Here is a 24513-nt window from a genome sequence, read left to right as displayed (position 1 = left end):
GGATCTCCCGCGACCGTACGCGGCCCGCCCACCGGTGGCCGCGTGAGCCGCCCGCGCGGTACCGTGCCGGACCTGGCCGGTCCCGGCGGACCGATGGCCCACCGCGCGGCGAACACGCCGAATGGAATCCTGATCTACATGCCTGCGCAGAACGCGGACCCCGCCCGCCCCACCGCGAAACGGCTGACCGTGCTGTCCGGACCCTCGGGCGTTGGCAAGAGCACCGTCGTCGCGCACCTGCGAGAGGTCGATCCCGACGTGTGGCTGTCGGTCTCGGTGACCACCCGTGCCCCCCGCCCCGGTGAACGGGACGGTGTCCAGTACCACTTCGTCTCCGACGAGGAATTCGATCGCCTCGTCGTCGAGAACCAACTGCTCGAATGGGCGGAGTTCGCCGGCAACCGCTACGGCACCCCGCGTGGTCCGGTCCAGGAACGCCTGGACTCGGGCACCCCCGTCCTGCTCGAGATCGAACTCCAAGGCGCCCGACAGGTCCGCGAGTCCATGTCCGACGCCCTGCACGTCTTCCTCGCCCCTCCCTCCTGGGAGGAGCTGGTGCGCAGGCTCTCCGGTCGCGGCACCGAGAGCGAGGAGGTCATCCAGCGCAGGCTGGAGGTGGCCAAGGTCGAGCTCGCCGCGGAGAAGGAATTCGACACGACCCTGGTCAACACCTCCGTACAGGACGTGTGCGACGAGCTGCTAGCGTTGATGACCGCGCCCAAGGTGTGATAATCGGGGTGACAGCGGCCGCGCCGGACATCGGTGGTGGCGCACACCCGCCTCACCGGGGCCCGAGAACCATTCCATCCAATCAACGTCACGGCTTATCGACGAGCCGGAGACCGTCCCTGGGGGTAACAAAGTGGCTGGTACCGAGCCCGTCGCCGAAGGCATCACCAACCCGCCGATCGACGACCTGCTGGAACTGGTGGACAGCAAGTACAGCCTGGTCACCATGGCCTCGAAGCGGGCCCGCCAGATCAACGCCTACTACGCTCAGCTGGGCGAGGGCCTGCTGGAGTACGTCGGCCCGCTGGTGGAGACCCAGGTCCAGGAGAAGTCCCTGTCCATCGCCCTGCGCGAGGTCAAGTCCGGTCTGCTCACCGCGGAGCCCTACGAGGGCCTCTGAGCCCGGTTCCGTTGCCGAGGGCCTCGCCCGCCCGTCGCCGACCACCGTCCTCGACGGACGCCTGCGGCGTAGCCTTTTCAGGTGTTCGGGCGCCGATCAGGTCGGGAATGGGTTGAAGGAAACACCGTGGTGCCCACGGTGTGATCCTCGTTCCTCGGATCCCGACCACGGCACCTCCCCGGGTCTCCAGGGCGGCAGGGCCTGACGGCTCCCGAACTGCGACCCTTCCGGGGTTCGGCAGAATCGAGTCCGAGCATCGCGGCGCCCGTCGCACACCCCGCCAGGGGCGTGCGACGGGCGCCTCCTGGTAGAACAACTGGTGTGAGTGACACAGAGAACGTTCCCCAGGTGGTCCTCGGCGTCGGCGGTGGCATCGCCGCCTACAAGATCTGCGAGCTCCTGCGCCGACTGACCGAGTCCGGCCACCGAGTCCGTGTCGTGCCCACCGAAGCCGCCCTGCGCTTCGTCGGAGAGCCCACCTGGGCGGCCCTGTCCGGGCAGCCCGTCGAGACCGGTGTGTGGGACCGGGTGCACGAGGTTCCGCACGTGCGCATCGGCCAGTCCGCGGACCTGGTGTTCGTCGCCCCGGCGACCGCCGACATCATGGCCAAGGCCGCCGCCGGGATCGCCGACGACCTGCTGACCAACACCCTGCTCACCGCCCGCTGTCCGGTCGTGTTCGCCCCGGCGATGCACACCGAGATGTGGGAACACCCCGCCACCCGGGCCAACGTGGCCACGCTGCGTTCGCGCGGCGCCATCGTCCTCGACCCGGCCGTGGGCCGACTGACCGGCGTCGACACCGGCCGAGGCCGACTCCCCGAACCCGCCGAACTGTTCGAGGCCGCCCGCCTGGTCCTGCGTCGCGGGACCGCCGAACCCGACCTGGCCGGTCGCCGAGTGCTCATCTCCGCGGGCGGTACCCGCGAGGCCATCGACCCGGTGCGCTTCATCGGCAACCACTCCTCGGGACGGCAGGGCTACGCGCTGGCCCGCACCGCCGCGGCGCGCGGCGCCGACGTCACCCTGGTGGCCGCCAACGTCTCCCTGCCCGACCCGGCCGGCGTGAGCCTGGTGCGGGTGTCCTCGGCGCTGGAACTGGCCGAGGCCATGGAGGCCGAACGCGCGGCGGCGGACATCGTGGTGATGACCGCGGCCGTCGCCGACTTCCGTCCGGTCGACAGCGCCGCGTCCAAGATCAAGAAGTCCGGCGCGGCCCCGGCCCCGCTCGAACTGGTCGAGAACCCCGACATCCTCGCCGGTCTGGTCACCACCCGGGAGAGGGAGGGCACCGACCAGACCATCGTGGGGTTCGCCGCGGAGACCGACGACGTGATCGCCAACGGCCGCGCCAAGCTGGCCCGCAAGGGTTGCGACCTGCTCGTGGTCAACCAGGTCGGTGGTGGACGCGCCTTCGGCACCGAGGACAACCAGGCGACCGTCCTGGGCGCCGACGGCACCGTGGTGGACATCCCCACCGGTCCCAAGGAGGACCTCGCCGACCGTGTGTGGGACCTGGTGGTGGAACGTTCGCCGGGGCGGACCCCCTGAGAGAGGGCGTGCTCGAACACCGGTGGGAATCCGGTCTCCTTCGAGGTGGACGCGTGAAAATCCCCATGTCATTACGCTAGATTCCTACCGCCGAGTACGTCACACTTCGAACGGGCCCTGTGTGCGACCTGCCAGGTCGACCAACGGGCGACCGTCCCCACTGGTCCCGTTACAGTGGACGAATAACCAACCCCGTCGGTCGGCATTGACCGCCCTCGGCGCGCAGCCGGGGCGAGCCGGACCGCACCGACCATGTCAGCCAGCAGCCGCTGCAAGGAGTCACGCAACGTGTCCCGCCGCCTTTTCACCTCCGAGTCCGTCACCGAAGGCCATCCGGACAAGATGGCCGACCAGATCAGTGACGCGATCCTCGACGCGATGCTCACCACCGACCCCGGCAGCCGGGTCGCGGTCGAGACGCTGATCACCACCGGTCAGGTCCACATCGCGGGTGAGGTCACCACTCAGACCTACGTCGACATCCCCGCCATCGTGCGCGAGAAGATCCTCCAGATCGGATACGACTCTTCCGCCAAGGGGTTCGATGGTGACTCCTGCGGGGTCAACGTCTCCATCGACGCGCAGTCCCCCGACATCGCCCAGGGCGTCGACACCGCCTACGAGGCGCGTGTCGAGAACGAAGAGGACGCCCTCGACCGTCAGGGCGCGGGTGACCAGGGTCTGATGTTCGGCTACGCCAACGGTGAGACCCCCGAGCTCATGCCATTGCCCATCAAGCTGGCGCACGCGCTCTCGGAGCGGCTCGCGGGTGTCCGACGGGACGGCACGGTGCCCTACCTGCGCCCCGACGGCAAGACCCAGGTCACGGTGGAGTACGAGGGCCAGACCCCGGTCCGTCTGGACACCGTGGTGGTCTCCAGCCAGCACTCCGCCGACATCAACCTCGAGGAGATGCTGACCCCGGACATCCGGGAGCACGTCATCGAGCCGGTCGTGGCCGCCTACGGCCTGGACGCCGACGACTACCGCCTCCTGGTCAACCCGACCGGTCGCTTCGAGATCGGCGGCCCGATGGGCGACGCCGGTCTGACCGGCCGCAAGATCATCGTCGACACCTACGGCGGCTACGCCCGCCACGGTGGCGGCGCCTTCTCCGGCAAGGACCCGTCGAAGGTGGACCGTTCGGCCGCCTACGCCACCCGCTGGGTCGCCAAGAACATCGTCGCCGCCGAGCTGGCCGAGCGCGTGGAGGTCCAGGTGGCCTACGCGATCGGCAAGGCGCACCCGGTCGGTGTGTTCCTGGAGACCTTCGGAACCGAGCGGGTCGCCCCGGAACTGATCGAGAAGGCCGTCAAGGAGGTCTTCGACCTGCGTCCGGCCGCCATCGTGCGCGACCTGGACCTGCTGCGTCCGATCTACTCCAACACCGCCGCCTACGGTCACTTCGGCCGTGAACTCAAGGAGTTCACCTGGGAGAGCACCGACCGGGCCGCCGCGCTGCGGTCATTCGTCGGCGCCTAGGGACTCCGAGAGGGGGCGTGCGGCCGTGACGGCCGCACGCCCCCTCGGTGCGTCCATCGGACATTTCCCCGCATGCCTCCCACACTCGGTGACTACTCAGTGTTACAAAATACGTGCTTTGAGTCATTGACGTGATGCTTCACGAGGGAGAACACCATGGCCGTGCCATCGGCGGTGTCCGCGGTCGGACTGGCCGCACTGATCGCTCTTCCCGGGCAACCGGCCCCGGACGAGGAGGGGCCGGTGCCCGGAGCGGGGAGTCTGCACGTCACCGTCGGCGAGCGCTCCGAGGAACGACTCCAGGTCGGTGACCGGGTCGAGTACACCATCAGGGTGCGCAACGCCGGCTACGAGGCCGTACCCGACGCCCAGATCGTGCAGTTCCTACCGAAGTCGATGCGTTACGTCTCCGGAGTCCCCGAGGGCGTCGAGGAGGGTCGGGCCGTCTGGGAGCGCCCACTGGAGCCGGGACAGCGGGACGTCCTCACCGTGACCGCCGAGGTCACCGCCCTGCCCGAACGCGGCGTACAGCCGGTCTCCACCGTCTGCATGCGCCCGGCCTCCGACGCGCGACTCGCCTCCTGCACCGCCAGCGTCCACCGAGTACACCACGAGCCGCCCATGGTCTGGGTGGTCGCGGGAGTGGCGCTGGTGGTGGCCCTGGCCACGGGCGTCGGCGGTTACCTGCGCTACCGGGGGACACGCCGGCCACGGGTCGAACCGGAACCGATCAACGACCACACCCCGGAGCCGACGCCCGAGGTCGGGACCACCCCCGACCACGCGCCGGTTTTCCACCTGGACGCACACCGCTGATCGCACGTGCGCATACCTGCACACGCGAACGGGCCGCACCCGCCCCGTGAGGGGGTACGGCCCGTTCGCGTGTCCTCGCCGTGAGAGGTGCCTCAGCTCATGTCGTCGAGGGCCTTCTCGGCCTCGGCGAGCCAGGAACGACGTGCCTCCAGGGCGGCCTCGTTCTCCTCGATCCGACGCTCGTCACCGGCGGCCCGGGCCTTCTCCAGCTTGGCCTCCAAGCCCTGGATCGCCGTCGACAGCTGGTCGACGGTGTCCTTGGCGCGAGCCCGGGCCTCGGGGTTGGTGCGATCCCACTCGGCCTCCTCGGCCCGGCGCACACCGTCCTCGATCTGCCGGAAGGCGCCCTCCAACTTGTCGCGGGCGTCGCGCGGCAGCTCACCCGCCTCCTCCCAGGCCTCCTGGAAGTCACGCAGCCGGGCGCGTGCACGACGCGGGTTCGAGATGCCGGGGATCTCCGCCTTGGCCTCGGCCAGGATCTTCTCCTTGGCGTCGGCGTTGACCCTTAGTTCGGCGTCACGCTCGGCGAAGGTGGCGTTGCGCGCGTCGAAGAAGGTGTCCTGGGCGGCCTTGAAACGCGCCCACAACTTGTCCTCGCTGGTCCGGTCGGCACGGCCGCTGGCCTTCCAACGCTGCATCAGGTCCCGGTAGGCGCGGGCGGTGGGCCCCCACTCGGTGGAACCCGACAGAGCCTCGGCCTCGGCGACGATGTTCTCCTTGTCGGAGCGCACTCCTTCGCGCTGCTGGTCCAAGTTGGCGAAGTAGGCCTTGCGTCGCTTGGAGAAGGAGTTGCGCGCCGCCGACATGCGCTTCCATAGCGCCTGCTCGGTGGGGCGGTCGGCCCGAGGGGCCTTCTTCCACTCCTCGATCAGCTGGAGCATGCGCTCGCCACCGGACTTCCAGTGGGTCGTCTCGGCGGCGACGCGTTCGGCCTCGGCGACGATGCGCTCCTTGACCTGGCGAGCCTGGCCACGGGCCTGCTCCTGAGCCTGCTTCTGCTCGACCTTGCGCTCCTCGGCGCGGTCGGCCAGCTTGTCCAGGCGCTTCATCAGCGAGTCCAGGTCACCGACGACGTTGGCGTCCTTGATCGAGTCACGGAGCTTGTCGATACTGCTCATCGCGGCGGAGGCCGACAGGTCGGTGCTGCGAAGCCGCTTCTCCAGCAACCCCACCTGGGTCACCAGGGCGTCGTACTTGTTCCGGTAGAAGGCGAGGGCCTCCTCTGGAGCACCCGCCTGCCACGATCCGACGACCCTCTCGCCATCACCTGTGCGCACATAGACCGTGCCGTCGTCGTCTACGCGGCCCCAAGGGTCCGTGGTCACCGTGTCCTCCTGCTGTCGTGAACCGGGCCGGGCGGGGCCGGGTTCGGGTCGTCGCGGCGGCGTCCGGGCCTCTGCGTGAGGGGAAGGCCACCGTGTCCTGCACGATATCCCCACGCTCCGGTGGACAACGACGCGCCGTGTTCAACGTCTGAGCAGAACTTTCGGGTCTGCTTTCGTCCTCGTCCGGTCGGTCCGATCCCGCCACCTCGGAAAAGAGACGCAGGTCGCACGGCCCGACACGACACGACGACGGTGACCAATATGGCATTACCACGCGCTTTGGCAAAGAGCCCGGGCATGCGGGGTGATCGAATGGTGATCAAACGCCTTCTCATATGTGCTTTTCGGTTCGCCGCCCCTCCTCGCTCTCGATAGGCTCTCCTGGACAGGTCCGTGGCACCCGTGTCCGGGCCGACCACGCACAGACCACGAACGCTCCACGAACAGGACGACCACCGCCGTGCTCATCGCCGCTCTCCCCACCGGGCCCCTCGCCGCGAACTGCTACGTGCTCGCACCGGCCCCGGGCGGCGATTGCGTGATCGTGGACCCCGGCCAGGGGGCCACCGCCCAGGTGGCCGAGGTCCTGGCCGAACACGACCTGACCCCGGCGGCGATCCTGCTCACACACGGGCACTTCGACCACGTCTGGTCGGCTGCCGAACTCGGTGAGGCCCACGGGGCCCCGGTGTACCTGCACGCCGACGACCATGGTCTGCTCTCCGAGCCCGCAGCCGGCGTGGACGCCGGTTTCGCCGCCCAGTTGCAGATGTTGCTGGGACCAGGGCCCTACCCGATGCCCACCGACCTGCGCGAGGTCGAGGGCGGTCAGAGCCTCACCCTGGCCGGGGTGGAGTTCGCCGTCGAGCACACGCCCGGCCACACCCCGGGTTCGGTGGTCTACACGGTGACCGCCGAGGACGGGGAGCCGGTCATGTTCGCCGGTGACCTGGTCTTCGCCGGATCCATCGGCCGCACCGACTTCCCCGGTGGCAGCACGGAGGCGATGAACCGCAGCCTGGCCTCCGCGGTCCTGAACCGTCCCGACGCCACCCGGATCCTGCCCGGGCACGGCCCGGCCACCACGGTCGAGCGTGAGCGCGCCACCAACCCCTACCTGCGCGATATCGCCGGCTGACCCCGAGTCCATACCGGCCCTCCTCGTGGGAACGACATGACCATCGAGCAGAACCGCAGCGTTGACCACCGCACTGCGGGCACCCGCCCGTACGACGGACGAGATACCCGCACCGGACCCCGCCCGAAGCGGGTTCCGGTGGTCTCCACACCGCGCCGACCGACCCCGCCGACGGTGGCGGATCACGATCGCCGGTGTGCAAAGGATCGGCCCGTATCCCTGCGCAGGTCGGGCACACTTGACATGAACGAAGACGCTGAAGGAGAAGTTCGTTGATCCGCACGCATGAGGCAGGTGCGCTGCGCGCCGAGCACACCGGCGCGACCGTCGTCCTGGCCGGATGGGTGGCCCGCCGCCGTGACCACGGCGGCGTGGTCTTCCTCGACCTGCGCGAGGCCTCCGGGGTGGTCCAGGTCGTCGTCCGCGAGGACGACCTCGCCCACGACCTCCGCGCCGAGTACTGCATCAAGGTCACCGGTTCGGTCCGGGTCCGACCCGAGGGGAACGAGAACCCCGAGATCCCCACCGGCTCCGTCGAGGTCGTCGCCGACGAGATCGAGGTGCTCAGCGAGGCGGCCCCGCTGCCGTTCCAGCTGGACAACGCCGCGGACGTGGCCGAGGAGACCCGGTTGCGCTACCGCTACCTGGACATCCGCCGCGACGAGATGGCCGAGAACCTGCGGATCCGGTCCAAGGCGACCTACATCGCCCACGAGACCATGCGCGACCTCGGGTTCACGTACATCGAAACCCCCTATATGACCCGGTCCACCCCCGAGGGTGCCCGCGACTTCCTGGTCCCGGTCCGCCTGCAACCCGGGCACTGGTACGCGCTGCCGCAGTCCCCGCAGTTGTTCAAGCAGCTGCTCATGGTCGGCGGCATGGAGCGCTACTTCCAGCTCACCCGTTGCTTCCGCGACGAGGACCTGCGTGCCGACCGTCAGCCGGAGTTCACCCAGATCGACCTGGAGATGAGCTTCGTCGACGAGGAGGACATCTTCGCCGTCGGTGAGCAGCTCTTCACCCGCCTGCTGCGCGAGGTCCGCGACATCGAACTGCCCGAGCGGTTCCCGCGGATGAGGTACGCCGAGGCCATGGACCGCTTCGGCTCGGACAAGCCCGACCTGCGCTTCGGCAACGAGCTGGTCGAGATGACCGACTACTTCGCCGACACCACCTTCCGCGTCTTCAAGGCCCCCTACGTGGGCGCCGTGATCATGCCGGGCGGTGCCGGGCAGACCCGCAAGGAGCTCGACGCCTGGCAGGAGTGGGCGCGTTCGCGCGGTGCCAAGGGCCTGGCCTACGTGCTCGTCCAGGAGGACGGCACCCTGGGCGGCCCGGTCGCCAAGAACCTGTCCGACACCGAGCGCGAGGGTCTGGCCGCCAAGGTCGGCGCGGCCCCCGGCGACGCGATCTTCTTCGCGGCGGGCAAGCGCGCCGAGGGCCAGGAGCTGCTGGGCTCGGCCCGTCTGGAGATCGGCAAGCGCTGCGACCTGATCGACGCCTCCCGCTGGGAGATCCTGTGGATCACGGACATGCCACTGTTCGAGGAAGCCGACGAGGAGGGTTCCTGGAAGCCGGTGCACCACCCCTTCACCGCCCCGGCCGTGGAGGACGAGAACGACTTCCAGGACCACCCGGGCACCACGAACTCCCGGGCCTTCGACCTGGTGCTCAACGGATACGAGCTGGTGTCGGGTTCCATCCGTATCCACCGCGCCGAGATGCAGCAGCGCGTCTTCGACACGATCGGTCTGAGCAAGGAGGAAGCCGAGTCCAAGTTCGGCTTCCTGCTGGAGGCGTTCAAGTTCGGCCCTCCGCCGCACGGCGGCCTGGCCGTGGGCTGGGACCGGATCATCATGCTGCTGGCCGGTCAGCCCACCATTCGTGAGGTCATCGCCTTCCCCAAGACCGCGTCCGGCGGTGACCCGCTGACGGGGGCGCCCACGCCGATCACCGAGGCCCAGCGGGCCGAGGCCGGGGTGGACGTGGACCCGGAGGCGGAGAAGGCCGAGAAGGCCGCGAAGGCCGAGTAGAGCGGCTCAGGGCTTTTCACGGGGCGGTGTGCGGGGGGCGACCCGCGCGCCGCCCCGTCCTCGTGTACGGAAGGGACGGGGCGGGCGGAGCGAGACGCGTCAGCGTTTGCCGGCGCCGCACCGCTGACAGCAGATGTCCTCGTCGTCGGGGTTGCTGTGGGTGCAGAGGGGACAGGTCCAGTTCCGGATGACGTCGGATGGGCGGGTTCTCGGAGCGGGGCGGCCGGTGACAGGGTCCATGAGTGTGTCCTCGGAAGGGGGCGGCGAGTTCTCCGCTGCAGAATCGGTGCCCGCAAAGCCTCCTCTTTGAACTTTCCACATTCAGTCATATACCTGAAAATGGTGATTAAGTGACCAAAATGCGCGTCCGGAAAGCGGATGTGGCACGTACGTGGATGCGGTCGGGGCCGTCATCCCCTACCGTTGGGGGCGAATCACCCTCCCATACCGAGAACGGCACGCGTCCTGGAGTGAAGACGGTGCACCGGTGGGGCCGACCTCCTTTGGAGGCGCGGAGGGTGCGGAGTGCATTTGTGCGCCACACAGTCACGCGAGCGTAACGATTCACGCCCAGGTGTCGTCCGGGAGGGACATTCCTAGGTGGGGCCGACCGTGGATCATCCGTGTCGGCGGGGAGTGCGTCGGTACGTCGAGCGAGGTGACGCGCTCGAAAGCGAACGGAAGCCATCGTGCCCGTTCCGGTCCCTGCCCGGGCCGGGTCCGCTTTCGGACACTACAATGAGCCGAATCGGAACGTTCCAGGGGTGACCGCGTCTGAGCGCGGGTGTGGCGTCCGAGACGACATGAGGATGAGTCATACGTGAACGGAAAACGTGCTTCAGGCGATGGCTCCGAGGCAGCACTCGCGGGAGCGTTCCGCCATGCGCCCGAGCCCATGGCCCTCACCGCGGCGGACGGTGCGATTCGGCACGCCAATCTCGCGTTCACCGAGCTGTTCGGCCGCACCGTCGCCGAACTCGCCGGTACGGCCTGGTTCGACCTCTTGGAGGGTGAGGAGAGCACGCGCGGCTGCGAACTGCAACGCGGCGCCGTCAACGGCGACGTCCGCCGCGTCCGTCTGCGCCTGGCCATCACGGAGAAGGCCTCCCGCCTGGCGGAGGTCGAGGTCCGTCCGGTCCGGCCCGAGGCCGACCACGACGCCACCGTGCTCTTGGTCCACACCCTCTCCACCGAGGAAACCGACCTGAGGGTCGTCGGGGACCTGCGCACCGACAACTCCGACTCGGTCCTGTGGAGCCTGGACCTGAGCAGCGGACGCATGCGCGAGCTCTTCGGCCCCACCCCGCTGGGAGCGCTCTTGGCCGGCAACGACTGCGAGCTGGAGAACATCCTGGAGCGCATCCACCCGGACGACACCGCCCGGGTCCGCGACGCCATCTCCGCGTCCTTCAACGGACGCGACTACGAGCAGCGCTTCCGGGTCTTCGACCGCCTCGGCGACGAGCGTTCGCTCCATGTGCGCGCCCGCTTCGTCCCCGGAACCCCCGACCGCCTCGTCGGGATCGTCGACGACGTCACCGAGCACGTCCAGCTGGTCCGCCGGTTGGCCGATCGTCGTCGCACCGAGGCCGAACACGGCCGCCTGGTCACCGAGCTCTCCTCCAAGCTGGTCTCGGCCACCACCGTGGACAAGGTCATGGACCTGCTCAGCGAGGAGTTCCTGCCGATCTTCGGCGGGTTCAACGCGGTGGCCTTCTACGTCGACGAAGGTCTGCTGCGCGCCTCGCCCAGCGTGCTGGAACGCGGCGGCGTCTCCCACATCGACGGGCGACGCGCCGACGACACCGACTACCCGATGGGGGCGGTCATCCAGGACCGGCAACCCCGTTTCTTCGAGAGTCGCGCCGAGATCGTCAGCCGCTTCCCGTCCGCCGCCGAGATGATGCACAACGTCCGAGGCCAGGCCTGGGCCACCGTGCCGATCTTCGGTGACGGCAAGATCGCCCTGGGCGTGTGGCAGATGATCTGGGACCGTCCCCACCACGCCAGTCGCGACGAACGCGCTCTCATGCTCACCTTCGCCGGTCTCGCCGGGCAGGCGTTGCAGCGGATAAAGGCCCAGCAGGCCGAACTGGAGTTGGCCGACGCCGTCCAGCGCCGCATGCTGCCCCGCCAGGTCGCCAGCTTCCCCGACATGGACATCGCCACCAAGTACCTGCCCTCGCGTGCCGAGTGGCGGATCTGCGGCGACTTCTACGACGTCATCGAACTGCCCGACAACAAGGTGGGGCTCCTGGTCGGCGACGTGCAGGGCCACGGTGTGGAGGCGGCCGCCGCCATGGGGCAGATCCGTGTGGCCTTCCGCGCCTACGCCACCAATCAGTCCGACCCCGGCGTCGTCCTGGGGGAGACCAACCGGTTGCTCACCGAGACCGGTGAGATCGTCTTCGCCACCTGCGGGTACCTGGTCGTGGACCGGGAGAGCGGAGTCATGCAGGCGGCCTGGGCCGGGCAGCCTCCCGCGGTGCTCGCCTCCAATGGGGCCTACGAGCTGTGGTCGCCCGAGACCGGTCCGCCCATGGGTGTCATGCCCGACACCGAGTACACCGTCACCACCCGTGTGCTCGCGCCCGGTACCACCCTGCTGCTGTGTTCGGACGGGCTCGTGGAGAGCTCGGAGATGCCGATGAGCGAGGGGCTGGCCCTGGTGGGGGAGGCGCTCGCCGAACACGAGGAGAGCCCCAAGGCGGCCGCGCAGGTCCTGGCCGAGATGGCACCCGCCGGGCGCGGTGACGACATCGCCCTGCTCATCACCCGGATGCCCCCGCGCGCCGCGGCCCCTTCCGAGTAGGGGAGAGCCCGGACCGTCTCCGTTCTGGCCTACTCTGAATCGATGTCCGAAACACTGTTCGACGCCGCCGGGGACGAGGCGGCCAAGGGCCAGGAGCCGTTGGCCGTGCGCATGCGGCCGCGCACCCTCGACGAGGTCGTGGGCCAAGGTCACCTCCTGGGCGAGGGCAGTCCGCTGCGCCGCCTGGTCGAGGACGACGCTCCCATGTCCGTGTTCCTGTGGGGTCCGCCCGGCACCGGAAAGACCACCCTGGCCACCGTGGTCAGCCGGGTCACCAAGCGTAGGTTCGTGGAGCTGTCCGCGGTCAACGCCGGGGTCAAGGACGTGCGCGCGGTCGTCGACGAGGCCAAGCGACGCATGGGGATGAACGGTACCCGCACCCTGCTGTTCGTGGACGAGGTCCACCGGTTCAACAAGACCCAGCAGGACGCGCTGCTGCCCGCGGTGGAGAACCGTTGGGTCAGTTTCATCGGCGCCACCACCGAGAACCCCTTCTTCTCGGTGGTCAGCCCCTTGCTGTCGCGTTCCCTGCTGCTGTCCCTGGAGTCGCTCGACGACACCGACGTCAGGACGCTGGTGGATCGGGCGCTGACCGACGAACGCGGATTGGACGGGCGCTACACCCTCACCGAGGAGGGCGCTGACCACCTCGTCCGCCTGGCGGGGGGAGACGGCAGGCGGTCCCTGACCTACCTGGAGGCGGCGGCCCTGGTCTCCGGCCCACCCGTCGCCCGCCAACAACCCTCAACGGACGCCTCCGGCGCAGTGGTCCCCTCCGCCAGGGAAGCGGTACGGATCACCGCCGACCACGTCGAACGCGCCGTGGACCGGCACGCGGTCCGCTACGACCGCTCCGGGGACCAGCACTACGACGTCATCAGCGCGTTCATCAAGAGTATGCGCGGGTCCGACGCGGACGCCGCCCTGCACTACCTGGCCCGCATGGTGGAGGCGGGGGAGGACCCCCGGTTCATCGCCCGCAGGCTGATCGTGCACGCCAGCGAGGACGTCGGCATGGCCGATCCCAGCGCCCTTCAGACCGCCATCGCGGCCGCCCACGCGGTCGAGCTCATCGGGATGCCCGAGGCCCGGATCAACCTGGCCCAGGCGGTCATCCACATCAGCCTGGCGCCCAAGTCCAACGCGGTCATCGCCGCCATCGACGAGGCGATGGCGGACGTGAGGGCCGGAAGGGCCGGGCCGGTCCCCGCCCACCTGCGCGACGCCCACTACAAGGGCGCCGCGGACTTGGGCCACGGCAAGGGGTACCGCTACGCGCACGACTACCCGGGTGGGGTCGCCCCGCAACGACACGCTCCGGACGGGCTCACCGACCGCGAGTACTACCGGCCCACCCAGCACGGCACCGAACGTCGCCTGACCGAGGTCCTGAACAAGATCAAGGGCGTCCTGCGGGGCGGCGGGAACTAGTCCGAGAACAGCTCGGTCACTCGTACGACCTCCCGGGGGCCGTCGCCCTCCTGCTCCTCGGCGAAGGTGATCTCCACGATCAACGCCGGACCCCAGGACAGGTAGCCCTCGAAGTCGGCGCCGGTCAGCTCCCAGGTGCCGCGCCCCTCCTCATCGAGGAACACGTGCTCGGGCGCGGCGCAGAACCTGGCGCACAGGACCTCGGCGTCGGGGCTGATGATCGCCTCACCGGGTTCTCCGTCCTCGTCCCACTCCTCGGACCAGGCCTCGTGGCTGGGGATGCCCTGGTTGCGCGGGATCTCGCCCTCCCGTGTGACCGGCGTGTACACCCAGGAGCGCTCCTCCTCTCCGGGGTCGGGCTCCTCCTGCTCGGCGGGGTCGAAGCGCACCACCAGGGTCAGCGGGTCCTCTTCCTCCTCCGCCGCACTCGCGTCCTCGGTGGGGTCCTGCTCTGCGTCGTCGGCCACCGGTCCCGCCTCGGCGCTGTCACCGACGAGCCGGCCGATGCCCCAGATCCCGCCGCCGATCAGGGCCGCGGCCAGGACGGCGGAGCCGACCACGAACAGGGTGCGGGTCGGGCGCTTGTTGGACATCCGACCCTCCAACCGGATCACCTCGGGGACCCTGGGCGGTGGTTCCACCCCGTGCCACTCCCGTTCCAGGAGCCGGTTGATCTCCTCGCGATCGCCCGGGCCCGGGAGCGCGTCGTCCTCCGCGGTCTCGGTCTGCCACACCGCGATGACCGCGCCGATCACCTCTCGCAGGCTGGGGCGGCGATCCGGGGCGGGGTCCAGGGCGCGACCCACGACGGGTACCAGTCCCTTGGACAGGCCGTTCAGGTCGAAGGATCCCGAGGCCACCCGCTGGGCGATCTCCTCCGGTTCCCCGGTGCCGAAGGGCAGCCGCCCGGTCCCGGCGAAGGCCACCACCGCACCCCAGGCGAACACGTCCGCGGCGGGGGTCGGGGGGCCGCCCCGGTAGCGTTCGGGACCGAGCCAGGTGGCCCCCGAACCGAGCAGCCGCTCGGAGTCGGCGGCGATGGCGCACTCCATGATGTGCGGGCCGTGCGACTCCAGGAGGATCTCCCTGGGCCGAAGCGAACCGTGGGACACCCCCCGGGCGTGCAGGGACGTCAGCCCCTCGGCCAGCCCGGTGGCCAACGCGATGAGCTTGCCGAAGCCCAGGCCGCCCCGTTTGGTCACGAAGTGCGAGAGTCGCTCCCCCGCCAGGTAGGGCATGGCCACCCACGGAGGGTTGGCGTCGGCGTCGAAGGTCAACGGCACCACGACCCGCTCGGGGTCGGCCGCCGACAGGTTCCGCAATCGTCGTGCCAGTTCGACGTAGGCGCCGGGAACGTCGAGTTCGGGAGCCTTGAGCAGCTTCACCGCGACCAGGCGGTCGCCCGTGCTGGAGGAGGTGTCCACCGCGGCGTAGACGGTGCCGGTGGCCCCCTGCCCCAACCGACCCAGGACGAGGTAGGGGCCGATTCGCGACGGGTCGTCCGGATACAGGGGCGCGAGATCCGGTGGTACCAGTACGGAGATCTCTCGGGGAGAACGAGGGCTCATGGGTGTCCTGTCGGTGCTTCCATTGGCAGGCGGGCGGCGTGGTGTCCGGACATCGTAGTGAAGATCCCGCTCTGGAGTGATCCTCGCGGAAGACCGTGATCTCGTCGATCCCCGCGACCTCCACCGGTCAGGGGGAAGGCAGGGTGGTGGGCCTCTCGCCCCAACGGGTTCCCGGCACACCGTGGTGAGCCCGAGCGGACGTGGGGTGGACACGATAGGGTCGGCCGAAACCGGCTCGTCCCCGGCCCCTACCGGGCCCCGCGACGTTCCCGGACCGGGAGATCCGACCCGGCGCGATCGTCGGTTCCCCTCGCCCCCGTGTGCCCCGTACTCGCCCAAGGCGCGTTCGCACACCCTCGAAGCAACCCTGTCTATCTGCCTACGGAGCCTCAATGCTGACCGGAGGAGAGGTCGCCGCGCTCGTCGCCGCGGTGGTCTGGGCGGTGCTGGCCACGTTCATGTGCGTGGCGCTCGTCAAACTGATCAAGCTCATCAACGAGACCACCAAGGTCGTCTCCGAGTTGGGCGAACGTACCCCGCCGCTCCTGGACGACGTGGCCTCCACCATGGAACGCACCCACACCTCGCTGGAACGTGTGGAGGAGATCACCGCCAACGTGCAGGCCTCCTCCGAGGACGTCTCCACGATGACCGCGCTGACCCGTTCGGTGTTCACCGGGCCGTTGGTGAGGGTCGCCTCGTTCTCCTACGCCATCCGTCAGGTCCTGGGGCGGCGCAAGGCCTTGGCCGTGATGCGGGGACGTCGACGGAAGGAGAACCGGTGATCGGCCGACTGTTCTACGTCGCCGCGGGGGCGGTGGTGGGCGGTTACGTGGTCCACCGCCTCAACCGGGCCCGCAACGCGCTGACCCCCAATGGCATCGCCGATCGGGTGGAGAACCGTGTCGGCGAGTACAAGGGCGCCCTACGCGAGCTCAACGACGACCTGGCCGAGGCCGTTCGGGAGGAGGAGGCCGCGCTGCTGCGACACTACTCTCCGAAGGCGGGTAGGCGTTCGGTGCGTGGGAACGAGGAGACCGACGTCGCCGAGCGGTGACTGATGGTGAGTGGAAGCTCTGGAAGTTATTGCGAGATGTCCAGAATTGTCATCTGGTCGGTCTCACCCTGGGTAAGAGTGCCTCTATAGGGTTCTGGGAGTAGCCGTAGAACAGACGGAGGTTCGCATGTATCCGCCGCAACAACCCGACGACCCCTACGCCGCTGGAGCGTACGCCTACCAGCCCGGCCCGCCGGCTCCCACGGGGATGCCCGGGACCGCCATCACCGTGCGGGTCCTGATGTTCATCGGTGGTGTGTGCGGGCTGCTCTTCGGCGCGCTCTTCTGGCTCGCCGCGGCGATGGCCTCCGGCGAGGGGCAGTTCAGCCGGGACTTTCTCGACGGGATGGGCGAGGCCGGATTGCCGCTCTCCGGCGGTGAAGCCGGGGTGTTCTTCGGTGTCATGGGCGCGATCCCGTTCGTCTACGGGGTGGTGTCCATCGTCCTGGCCTCGATCATGGGCCGTCGCAGTGCCGGCGTGATGTGGTCGATCGTGGTCTTCCAGGGCCTGTCCGCGCTGCTCCTGGTCCTGGCCGTGATCACCGGCGGCTTCGCCTCGATCATCCCGCTGTTCTTCACCATCGGCATGATCGTCCTGATGGTCGTGCCCAACACGCGCGCCTTCTACGAGAACAAGCCGGCCGCCCCCGGGTACCCGGGCTACCCGGGCGCCTACTGAGCCGGTGTGGATTCGCGCGGGGGCCGACCCACGGTTCGGCCCCCGCGCGCCGAAGTCCCGCGCCGACCACCCCCGCCGATCCCGCCTCCCATGACGGTGTTCCAGGGCGTGAGCGTCATCCCAGGGCAGGGGAGAGTGGTCCGCACCCTGATGTTCATCGGCGGCACCATCGGAATCGTCCTCGGACTGTTCCTCGGAGCCCTGTACCTGTTCGGCTCCGAACTCGCCTCCTACGGGGCATGGGGCGTCGTGTCCGCCCTCATCGCATCGGGCTACGGCGTCTTCTCGGTCACGCTCGCCGCGCTCATGGGCCGTCGGAAGAAGGGCGTCTTCCGGGGCGTTGTCGCTTTCAACGTCGCCGCCTCCCTCTTCCCACTGCTCTTCGTCGTCACAGGGGACTCCTCATCGGGGGTCCCACCGGACTTCCACACCGTGATGACGGGTCTGACGTTCACACCGCGGGTGCGCGCCCACTACGGCCTCTGAACGATGCCGGTGACCACCCCGTGGAACCCGCTTCGGCGGGCCCCACGGGCGTTCCACGGTCCGGCGGCGGTGCTCGACGGCGATAGCCTGGTGGAACGACCGGACCGTCGATGTCGTCCCGGCCCACGGGACCCTCGGCGGCGGTGACAAACCATGCGCGCCGGCGCGGGGTTCCCCTCTACGATGGGCCCCTATCGACCATGCGTGACCACGGTCCCACTCAGGGACGACCCCGCCGCCGTCCGCAGCGGCGGAGCCGAAAACAGGAGGGCATCACAATGGAGACGGCAGAGATCGCGCGCCGCTTCCTCGGTTTCTTCGAGAAGAACGGACACACCGTGGTGCCCTCGGCAAGCCTGATCGCCGAGGACCCCACTCTGCTGCTGGTGCCCGCAGGCATGGTCCCCTTCAAGCCCTACTTCCTGGGTCAGCGCACGGCCCCGTGGGACACCGCGACCAGCGTTCAAAAGTGCATCCGCACCATCGACATCGAAGAGGTCGGCAAGACCTCCCGGCACGCCACCTTCTTTCAGATGCTGGGCAACTTCTCCTTCGGTGACTACTTCAAGGAGAAGGCGATCCCGCTGGCGTGGGAGCTCCTCACCTCCCCCGTCGAGCAGGGTGGCTTCGGCATCGACCCGGAGAAGCTGTGGGTCACCGTCTACCTCGACGACGACGAGGCCGCCCAGATCTGGCGGGACGTGGTGGGGGTGCGCCCCGAGCGCATCCAGCGCCTGGGCATGGACGAGAACTACTGGGACATGGGGGTGCCCGGCCCCTGTGGCCCCTGCTCCGAGATCTTCTACGACCGCGGCCCCGAGTACGGCGTCGAGGGCGGTCCGGCGGTGGACGACAACCGCTACATCGAGATCTGGAACCTCGTCTTCATGCAGTACGAGCGGGGTGAGGGCAGCGGCAAGGACTACCCGATCCTCGGCGATCTGCCCAAGAAGAACATCGACACCGGCATGGGCCTGGAGCGCCTGGCCTCGGTCCTGCAAGGCGTCGACAACATCTACGAGACCGACATCATGGGTCGGGTGCTGAACCGCGCCGCGGAGCTCACCGGAACCACCTACGGTACCGACGGTGACACCGACGTGATGTTGCGTGTGGTCGCCGACCACGTGCGCAGCGCCGTCATGCTGGTGAGCGACGGAGTCAAGCCCGGCAACGAGAAGGCCGGCTACGTGCTGCGCCGTATCCTGCGCCGCTCGATCCGCAACCTGCGTCTGCTCTCGGGCACCGACTCCTTCTTCCTGCACGAGCTGACCGCGGTCGGCATCGACGCGATGAAGGACATCTACCCGGACCTGCTCGACAAGGCCGACGTGGTCCACAGTGTGATCGACAACGAGGAGAAGAACTTCGCGGAAACCCTGCGCGCGGGCACCACGCTGTTCGGCCGGGCCGCCGAGCGCACCCGCACCGCGGGCGGAACCGTCCTGTCCGGATCCGACGCCTTCCAGCTCCACGACACCTACGGCTTCCCCATCGACCTCACCCTGGAGATGGCCTCCGAACAGGGTCTGAGCGTGGACGAGGTCGCCTTCCGCGAGCTCATGCAGCGCCAGAAGGACACGGCCAAGGCCGACGCCAAGGCCAAGAAGCTCGGCAACGCCGACATCTCCCTCTACGGGCGGATGCACGAAGAGGCGGGCGACACCGACTTCCTGGGCTACTCCGACTCCGACAGCGAGTCCCACGTCAAGGGCATCGTCGTGGACGGTGAGGGCGCGCCGGCCGCGAAGGCGGGTGAGCAGGTCGAGATCGTCCTGGACCGCACCCCGTTCTACGCGGAGAGCGGTGGTCAGCTCGCCGACAAGGGCACCCTGACCGTGGACGGGCGCGGTGTCGTCGACATCGAGGACGTGCAAAAGCCCCTACCGGGTCTGTTCGTGCACCGCGGCACCGTGCGCTCGGGCGAGGTCGTCCTGGACGACACCGTGCACGCGTCCATCGACACCGGACGCAGGCACGCCATCGAGCGCTCCCACTCGGCCACCCACCTCATCCACTCGGCGCTGCGCAACGCGCTCGGCCCCACAGCGGGCCAGGCGGGTTCGGAGAACAGCCCCGGCCGGCTGCGCTTCGACTTCACCGCGGACAGCGCTCTGGGCGGCGGCCGCCTGGCCGAGGTCGAGGACGAGGTCAACACCGTCCTGGGCGGGGACATCTCGGTCCAGACCGAGGAGAAGAGCCTGGACGAGGCGCTGAAGATGGGCGCCCTGGCCATGTTCGGCGAGAAGTACGGCGACCGGGTCCGCGTCGTGGAGATGAGTGACTACTCCGTCGAGCTGTGCGGCGGCACCCACGTGGGTTCCACCGCCAAGCTCGGCATCGTCAAGCTGTTGGGGGAGTCCTCCATCGGTTCGGGCGTGCGACGTGTCGAAGCGGCCGTGGGCGTGGACGCCTTCAAACGCCTGTCCAAGGAGTCTGCACTGGTCGGTCAACTCTCCGAACAGCTCAAGACCCCGCGTGAGGAGTTGCCCGAGCGGATCGACTCCATGGTCTCCCGGCTGCGCGCCGCGGAGAAGGAGATCGAGAAGCTGCGCGCGACCCAGGTGCTCCAGGCCGCCGGCGAGATCGCCAAGGGCGCGCGCCGGCACGGTTCGACGCTGGTCGTGGCCACCGAGGCACCCGAGGGCGCGAGCGGGGACGACCTGCGCAAACTGGTGCTGGACGTGCGTGGCCGTCTGGGTGAGGACGAGCCCGTGGTCGTCTCGATGACCGCGGTGCCCAAGGACCGCCCTGTCGTGGTGATCGCCACGAACAAGGCCGCCCAGAAGGCCGGGATCAAGGCGGGTGACCTGGTGGGCGTCGCGGCCCGTGCCCTCGGCGGCGGTGGTGGCGGCAAGCCCGACATCGCCCAGGGCGGTGGCAGCGACGCGAGCAAGGTGGACGAGGCCCTGCGCGCCGTCGAGGCGCGCGTGGCCGGCGCCTGAGACACCTGAGACGCCCCGCGTGGATCCGGGAGGAGACCGCGCGGGGCGTTCGCCACTCCGGAGGTCCACGCTCCATGACCAAGACCCGAACCACCCGTATTGTGACTCTCCGTGGTTATGTGGTTGTTCTCATGGGCCGAATCCGTGACCGTACCGAACCCGACCGGGCCTGCCGGTCCGACTCGATGTGGAGCCCGGGTGATCTACACTCGGACGGTACGTGTTCGCCTTGGACACCCGCCGCAGCCCGACACGAGGCCCTCCACCCGGTCGGAGAACCCCGAGCCGACGGTTGCCGAGACCGAGGCTGCGCACCGTCATCGAATCGGGCATACTGTGGCGCGCCACAGCCGAACCCCATGGCTGTCTGCGCGGCCTTCCCGCGATCCCGCTGATGAACAGGACCACCGTGTTGAGGATCTCCCAACAGCGGTGCTGTGCCGTCGACCGCACAGCCCCTCCGCACTACGCCACCGCATCGGAAGAGGCGTCCTCGTGAGGCATGGAGTCCGATTGGCGGTCGACCCCGGTGACGCCCGTATCGGCGTCGCGGCCAGCGACCCGAGCGGAATGCTCGCCAGCCCCGTCGAAACGATCCCTCGCGGGAAGGGGGACACCCAGCGCATCGCCCTTCTCGTACTGGAGAAGGAGGCCCGCGAGGTCGTCGTGGGTTACCCTGCATCACTGTCCGGCAAGGAGGGACCGGCGGCCCGGTCCGCTCGCGAGTTCGCGAACTCCTTGGTCCGGCTCCTCGACCCCGTCCCCGTCAGGCTCGTGGACGAACGACTCACCACGGTGACCGCCCAGGGCCAACTGCTCGCCGGAGCCTCCTTCGGTAAGAAGGGCGCCAAGGGCGGCCGTGCCCGCCGTTCCGTGATCGACCAGGCGGCGGCCACCGTCCTGTTGCAGAGTGCCTTGGACCAGGAACGGTCGACAGGCCATCCCCCGGGCGAGATCGTCCGTGCCAGCCAGGGAGATTCATGACCGACAGGGATGACTACCCCGATAGTCCCTACCGTGGCCGTGCCGACCGGCAAGGTGGCTACGACTACGACCCGTTGAGCGACCCCCTGCCCGCTCAACCTCCGTCACGAGGACGCCGGGCACGCCCCGAACCAGGACGGAACGCCTGGAACGAAGCACCGGGCACGGGTGAGTTCCGGCATACCGGTCCCCCCACCCCCGGTGAACAACCCCCGCGCCGTTTCGGTGCCGCCGACGCGCTGCGCGGCAGCCGCGCGGCCCGCGGCGGGCAGCGATCCCAGCCCGGGCCCGTCGACACGGGGAGCCACCAAAGGCCCGGAGCCGACCCCACACAGGAGGCACTCGCCGCCCTGGCCGGCCTGGGCGGAGCCCCCCAGACGCCCGGACGCCCCCGCCCCGAGGAGCCCCCGGCGGAGCAGCCGCCTCGAAGGGCCCGTCGCGCGCGCCAGGAGGAGCCCCCCGAGGCCCGCTCGCCCCTGTGGGGCGACGACGAGGACGAACCCACCCCCGCCTTCTTCGCCGACGAACCCGAGGAGCAGCCCAAGGGCCGTCGCGCACGCCGTCGTCGGGCCAAGGACGACGAACGCCCTCGTGAAACCGGCGCGTTCGAGGCCGTTCCCGAGGAGCCGACCGGACGTCGTGGCCGACGCCGCGCCCGTCGCGCCGCCGAGGAGGAACCCACCGACACCGGGTCCTTCGCGGCCTCCGGCGGAGCCCGTAACGACACCGGTTCCTTCGACACCGGTTCCTTCGAGAACGGGCCGGACAGCGACGCCTTCGTCGAACCAGGACCCCGCCGCGGCCGCCGTAGGCGCGCGGCCGAACCGGGTAGCGGTGCCTTCCCCCTTCCCGATCTTCCCGAGGACCCCCGTGACCAGGAGGAGCCTCGCACCTCCACCGGTGCCCTTCCTCTGCCCGACGAGGAGGAGGAACCCCGGCCCCGTCGTGGCCGGCGCCGAGGCCGCCGAAACGAACCCGAACCCGAACCGGAGCCGATCGAGCCGGAGCCCGAAGCGGAAGCGGAGGAGGACGACTACGAGGAGGACAGCCTCGAGGACATCGCCGCCTCCTACGGCAACAGCCGGGCCAATCGCAAGCGTCTCAAGGCCGCGAAGAAAGCCCAGGCCAAGCGGCACGGATCGGGCAAGGGCGGTGGCCGTGCGCCGCGCCGCAGGCGCAAGGGCCCGACGATCCTGCTCGCCCTCGTCCTGATGCTGGTCATCGCCGGTGGCGGTTTCGTGGTCATGCGGAACTACGTTTTCCCGGAGGACTTCGATGGGACCGGTTCCGGCGAGGTCGTCATCACCGTCGAGAGCGGGCAGAGCGGCGGTTCCGTCGCCGCCGTCCTGGTCGACCAGGGCGTCGTGGCCAGTAGCCGAGCCTTCACCAACGCGCTCGGTGAGTCCGGCGGGGAGCTCACCCCCGGCACCTATTCCCTGGCCGAGGGCATGAGCGGGGAGGCCGCCGTGGCCGCCCTGTTCGACCCCGACAGCCGTGTCGGCGGTCGGGTCACCATCCGTGAGGGGCTGCGCGGCGACCAGATACTGGACGCGCTGGCCGAGAACACGGGTGTGAGCCGGGAGGAGCTGGAGGAGGCCTACGCCCGAACCGACGACCTTGGTCTGCCGGACTACGCCGTCGAAGGGCCCGAGGGTTACCTGTTCCCGTCCACCTACCGGTTCGAGCCCGAGACCGATGCCGCGTCCATGCTGCGCACCATGGTCACCCAGCACCGTCAGGTGAGCGAGGAGCTGGACCTGGAGGGAGAGGCCGAGACGCTCGGCTACGACGCCAACGAGGTGATGGCGATCGCCTCCATCGTCCAGGCGGAGAGCGGCAGCGCCGAGGACATGCCCAAGATCTCCCGAGTCGTCCACAACCGGCTCGACATCGACATGCCGTTGCAGATGGACAGCACCTGCTTCTACGCGATCGGTGAGTACGGCATCGCGCTGAACAGCGAACAGCTGGCCGCCTGCGAGGCCGACGACAGCGGATTCGACACCTACCACAAGACCGGTTTGGTCCCGGGCCCGTTCGTGGCCCCGGGTGAGGACGCCATCAGGGCGGCCTTGGAACCGGAGGAAGGGGAGTGGCTGTACTTCGTGGCCACCGACCCCGAGAACGGTGTCACCGAGTTCGCCGAGACCCACGAGGAGTTCGAGGTCCTCAAGGATCGTTTCGAGGAGACCTGGGGCGGTGACGGGAGCTGATGCGAGCCGCGGTCCTGGGGTCGCCGGTCGCGCACTCCCTGTCCCCGATCCTGCACACCGCCGCCTACGAGGCCATGGGCCTGACCGAGTGGTCCTACGGTCGGCACGAGTGTGACGAGAAGGGGCTGGCCCCCTTCCTCTCCGGGCTCTACGACGACTGGGTCGGTCTGTCCCTGACCATGCCGCTCAAGCGTCGGGCCATGGAACTGGCCGCGCGGGTCAGTGACCTGTCCACCCAGGTGGGCGGGGCCAACACGATGGTCCGGGACGACGACGGGTGGTCGGCGTACAACACCGACGTCGAGGGCATCGCGGTCGCGCTGAGCGAGGCGGGCGTCACCGCCCCGCGCGACACGGTCGTCCTGGGGGCGGGGGCCACCGCGGCCTCCGCCCTGGCGGCACTGCGTGAGCTGGGGGAGGTCGGCGCCGTTACGGTGCTGGCCCGCAGCACCGCCCGTACCGGAGAGGTGGTCGCGGCGGCCGGGCGACTCGGTGTTCCGATCGAGGTGGCCCCGCTGGCCGAGGCGGAACGGTACCTGGACGCCGACCTGGTGATGTCCACCCTGCCCTCCGGTGCTACCGACGCCCACGCCGAATCCTTGTCCGCGAGCCGCGCCGACCTGTTCGACGTCGTCTACGCGCCCTGGCCCACCAAGGCGGCCGAGTCGGTGAACGACCGGGGCGGACGTGTGGTCGGCGGGTTCCCGATGTTGCTGCACCAGGCCGTGGCCCAGGTCCGCCTGATGACGGGGACCACGGACGTTCCGGTCGCCGCCATGCGCGCCGCCGGCGAGACCGAGCTGAAGCGTCGGGCCGCGCTTCCCTAGATGAGTGATTCCAAGGGGTGGGTGTGGATGTCGG

At 69.4% G+C, this 24513-nt stretch carries 20 protein-coding genes; 17 read left to right on the top strand and 3 right to left on the bottom strand.

Going from position 1 to position 24513, the window contains the following annotated elements:
• Window positions 1–138: 138 nt before the first annotated feature.
• The 5 genes from gmk to NLI01S_RS18680 all read left to right on the top strand — a co-directional run bounded on the left by gmk (window position 139) and on the right by NLI01S_RS18680 (window position 4978).
• Window positions 139–729 (top strand): guanylate kinase, encoded by a 591-nt coding sequence (gene gmk / locus NLI01S_RS18700; protein WP_067606424.1) that lies wholly within the window; start codon window positions 139–141, stop codon window positions 727–729.
• Between the two features lie 133 nt (window positions 730–862).
• On the top strand, window positions 863–1129 hold the full coding sequence (gene rpoZ, locus NLI01S_RS18695; RefSeq protein ID WP_067606384.1) for a DNA-directed RNA polymerase subunit omega: 267 nt from the start codon (window positions 863–865) through the stop codon (window positions 1127–1129).
• A gap of 348 nt (window positions 1130–1477) precedes the next feature.
• Window positions 1478–2680, top strand: coding sequence for a bifunctional phosphopantothenoylcysteine decarboxylase/phosphopantothenate--cysteine ligase CoaBC (gene coaBC, locus NLI01S_RS18690; RefSeq protein WP_067606423.1), 1203 nt, complete (start codon window positions 1478–1480; stop codon window positions 2678–2680).
• Between the two features lie 288 nt (window positions 2681–2968).
• On the top strand, window positions 2969–4162 hold the full coding sequence (gene metK, locus NLI01S_RS18685; protein ID WP_067606382.1) for a methionine adenosyltransferase: 1194 nt from the start codon (window positions 2969–2971) through the stop codon (window positions 4160–4162).
• Between the two features lie 156 nt (window positions 4163–4318).
• Complete coding sequence (locus NLI01S_RS18680; RefSeq protein WP_067606380.1) at window positions 4319–4978, top strand: DUF11 domain-containing protein; 660 nt, start codon at window positions 4319–4321, stop codon at window positions 4976–4978.
• A 92-nt stretch (window positions 4979–5070) separates the two neighbouring features.
• Here NLI01S_RS18680 and NLI01S_RS18675 read toward each other — a convergent pair whose 3' ends face one another.
• Complete coding sequence (locus tag NLI01S_RS18675) at window positions 5071–6303, bottom strand: DUF349 domain-containing protein (protein ID WP_067606378.1); 1233 nt, start codon at window positions 6301–6303, stop codon at window positions 5071–5073.
• Window positions 6304–6763: 460 nt separating this feature from the next.
• On the opposite strand from NLI01S_RS18675, the gene NLI01S_RS18670 reads away from it, so the two are divergent.
• Together NLI01S_RS18670 and aspS are read left to right on the top strand one after the other, a co-directional pair.
• Window positions 6764–7441 (top strand): MBL fold metallo-hydrolase, encoded by a 678-nt coding sequence (locus NLI01S_RS18670; protein WP_067606376.1) that lies wholly within the window; start codon window positions 6764–6766, stop codon window positions 7439–7441.
• 272 nt (window positions 7442–7713) lie between these two features.
• The gene (gene aspS / locus NLI01S_RS18665; protein ID WP_067606374.1) at window positions 7714–9477 is read left to right on the top strand and encodes an aspartate--tRNA ligase; all 1764 of its coding nucleotides are present in this window, start codon (window positions 7714–7716) and stop codon (window positions 9475–9477) included.
• 99 nt (window positions 9478–9576) lie between these two features.
• Here the strand turns inward: aspS and NLI01S_RS26465 are convergent, their stop codons facing one another.
• Entirely contained in the window at window positions 9577–9717 is a 141-nt protein-coding gene (locus NLI01S_RS26465) for a hypothetical protein (RefSeq protein ID WP_223809296.1), read from the bottom strand.
• A 580-nt stretch (window positions 9718–10297) separates the two neighbouring features.
• Here NLI01S_RS26465 and NLI01S_RS18660 point away from each other — a divergent pair.
• Both NLI01S_RS18660 and NLI01S_RS18655 read left to right on the top strand, forming a co-directional pair.
• Entirely contained in the window at window positions 10298–12289 is a 1992-nt protein-coding gene (locus NLI01S_RS18660) for a SpoIIE family protein phosphatase (RefSeq protein WP_067606372.1), read from the top strand.
• A gap of 42 nt (window positions 12290–12331) precedes the next feature.
• Window positions 12332–13720: a replication-associated recombination protein A gene (locus tag NLI01S_RS18655; protein WP_067606370.1), complete on the top strand. Its 1389-nt coding sequence runs from the start codon at window positions 12332–12334 to the stop codon at window positions 13718–13720.
• On the opposite strand, the gene NLI01S_RS18650 is transcribed toward NLI01S_RS18655, so the two are convergent.
• Window positions 13717–15288, bottom strand: a complete 1572-nt coding sequence (locus NLI01S_RS18650) for a serine/threonine-protein kinase (RefSeq protein ID WP_067606368.1) — start codon at window positions 15286–15288, stop codon at window positions 13717–13719. The genes NLI01S_RS18655 and NLI01S_RS18650 overlap by 4 nt on opposite strands.
• Before the next feature lie 392 nt (window positions 15289–15680).
• On the opposite strand from NLI01S_RS18650, the gene NLI01S_RS18645 reads away from it, so the two are divergent.
• From NLI01S_RS18645 to NLI01S_RS18610, 8 genes are all read left to right on the top strand, one after another.
• Entirely contained in the window at window positions 15681–16073 is a 393-nt protein-coding gene (locus NLI01S_RS18645) for a DUF948 domain-containing protein (protein ID WP_067606366.1), read from the top strand.
• The gene (locus NLI01S_RS18640) at window positions 16070–16345 is read left to right on the top strand and encodes a hypothetical protein (protein WP_067606364.1); all 276 of its coding nucleotides are present in this window, start codon (window positions 16070–16072) and stop codon (window positions 16343–16345) included. Before NLI01S_RS18645 ends, NLI01S_RS18640 begins: the two co-directional genes overlap by 4 nt.
• A 127-nt stretch (window positions 16346–16472) precedes the next feature.
• Complete coding sequence (locus tag NLI01S_RS18635) at window positions 16473–17024, top strand: hypothetical protein (RefSeq protein WP_067606361.1); 552 nt, start codon at window positions 16473–16475, stop codon at window positions 17022–17024.
• 90 nt (window positions 17025–17114) lie between these two features.
• Entirely contained in the window at window positions 17115–17510 is a 396-nt protein-coding gene (locus NLI01S_RS18630) for a hypothetical protein (RefSeq protein WP_157091074.1), read from the top strand.
• A 278-nt stretch (window positions 17511–17788) separates the two neighbouring features.
• Window positions 17789–20455, top strand: a complete 2667-nt coding sequence (gene alaS, locus NLI01S_RS18625) for an alanine--tRNA ligase (protein WP_067606357.1) — start codon at window positions 17789–17791, stop codon at window positions 20453–20455.
• Between the two features lie 495 nt (window positions 20456–20950).
• Window positions 20951–21439 carry a Holliday junction resolvase RuvX gene (ruvX, locus tag NLI01S_RS18620; protein ID WP_067606355.1) on the top strand — a complete coding sequence of 163 codons (489 nt, stop codon included), beginning with the start codon at window positions 20951–20953 and terminating at the stop codon, window positions 21437–21439.
• Window positions 21436–23652 (top strand): endolytic transglycosylase MltG, encoded by a 2217-nt coding sequence (gene mltG, locus NLI01S_RS18615; protein ID WP_067606354.1) that lies wholly within the window; start codon window positions 21436–21438, stop codon window positions 23650–23652. Before ruvX ends, mltG begins: the two co-directional genes overlap by 4 nt.
• Window positions 23652–24479, top strand: coding sequence for a shikimate dehydrogenase (locus NLI01S_RS18610; protein ID WP_067606352.1), 828 nt, complete (start codon window positions 23652–23654; stop codon window positions 24477–24479). The genes mltG and NLI01S_RS18610 overlap by 1 nt, the downstream gene beginning before the upstream one ends.
• The last annotated feature ends 34 nt before the right edge of the window (window positions 24480–24513 follow it).

Origin of the sequence: Nocardiopsis listeri NBRC 13360 (assembly GCF_001570765.1) — a bacterium.
Taxonomy (GTDB): Bacteria; Actinomycetota; Actinomycetes; order Streptosporangiales; family Streptosporangiaceae; genus Nocardiopsis; species Nocardiopsis listeri.
The sequence above is the reverse complement of the archived record's forward strand: the minus strand, read 5'-3'. Positions and strand labels throughout refer to the sequence as shown.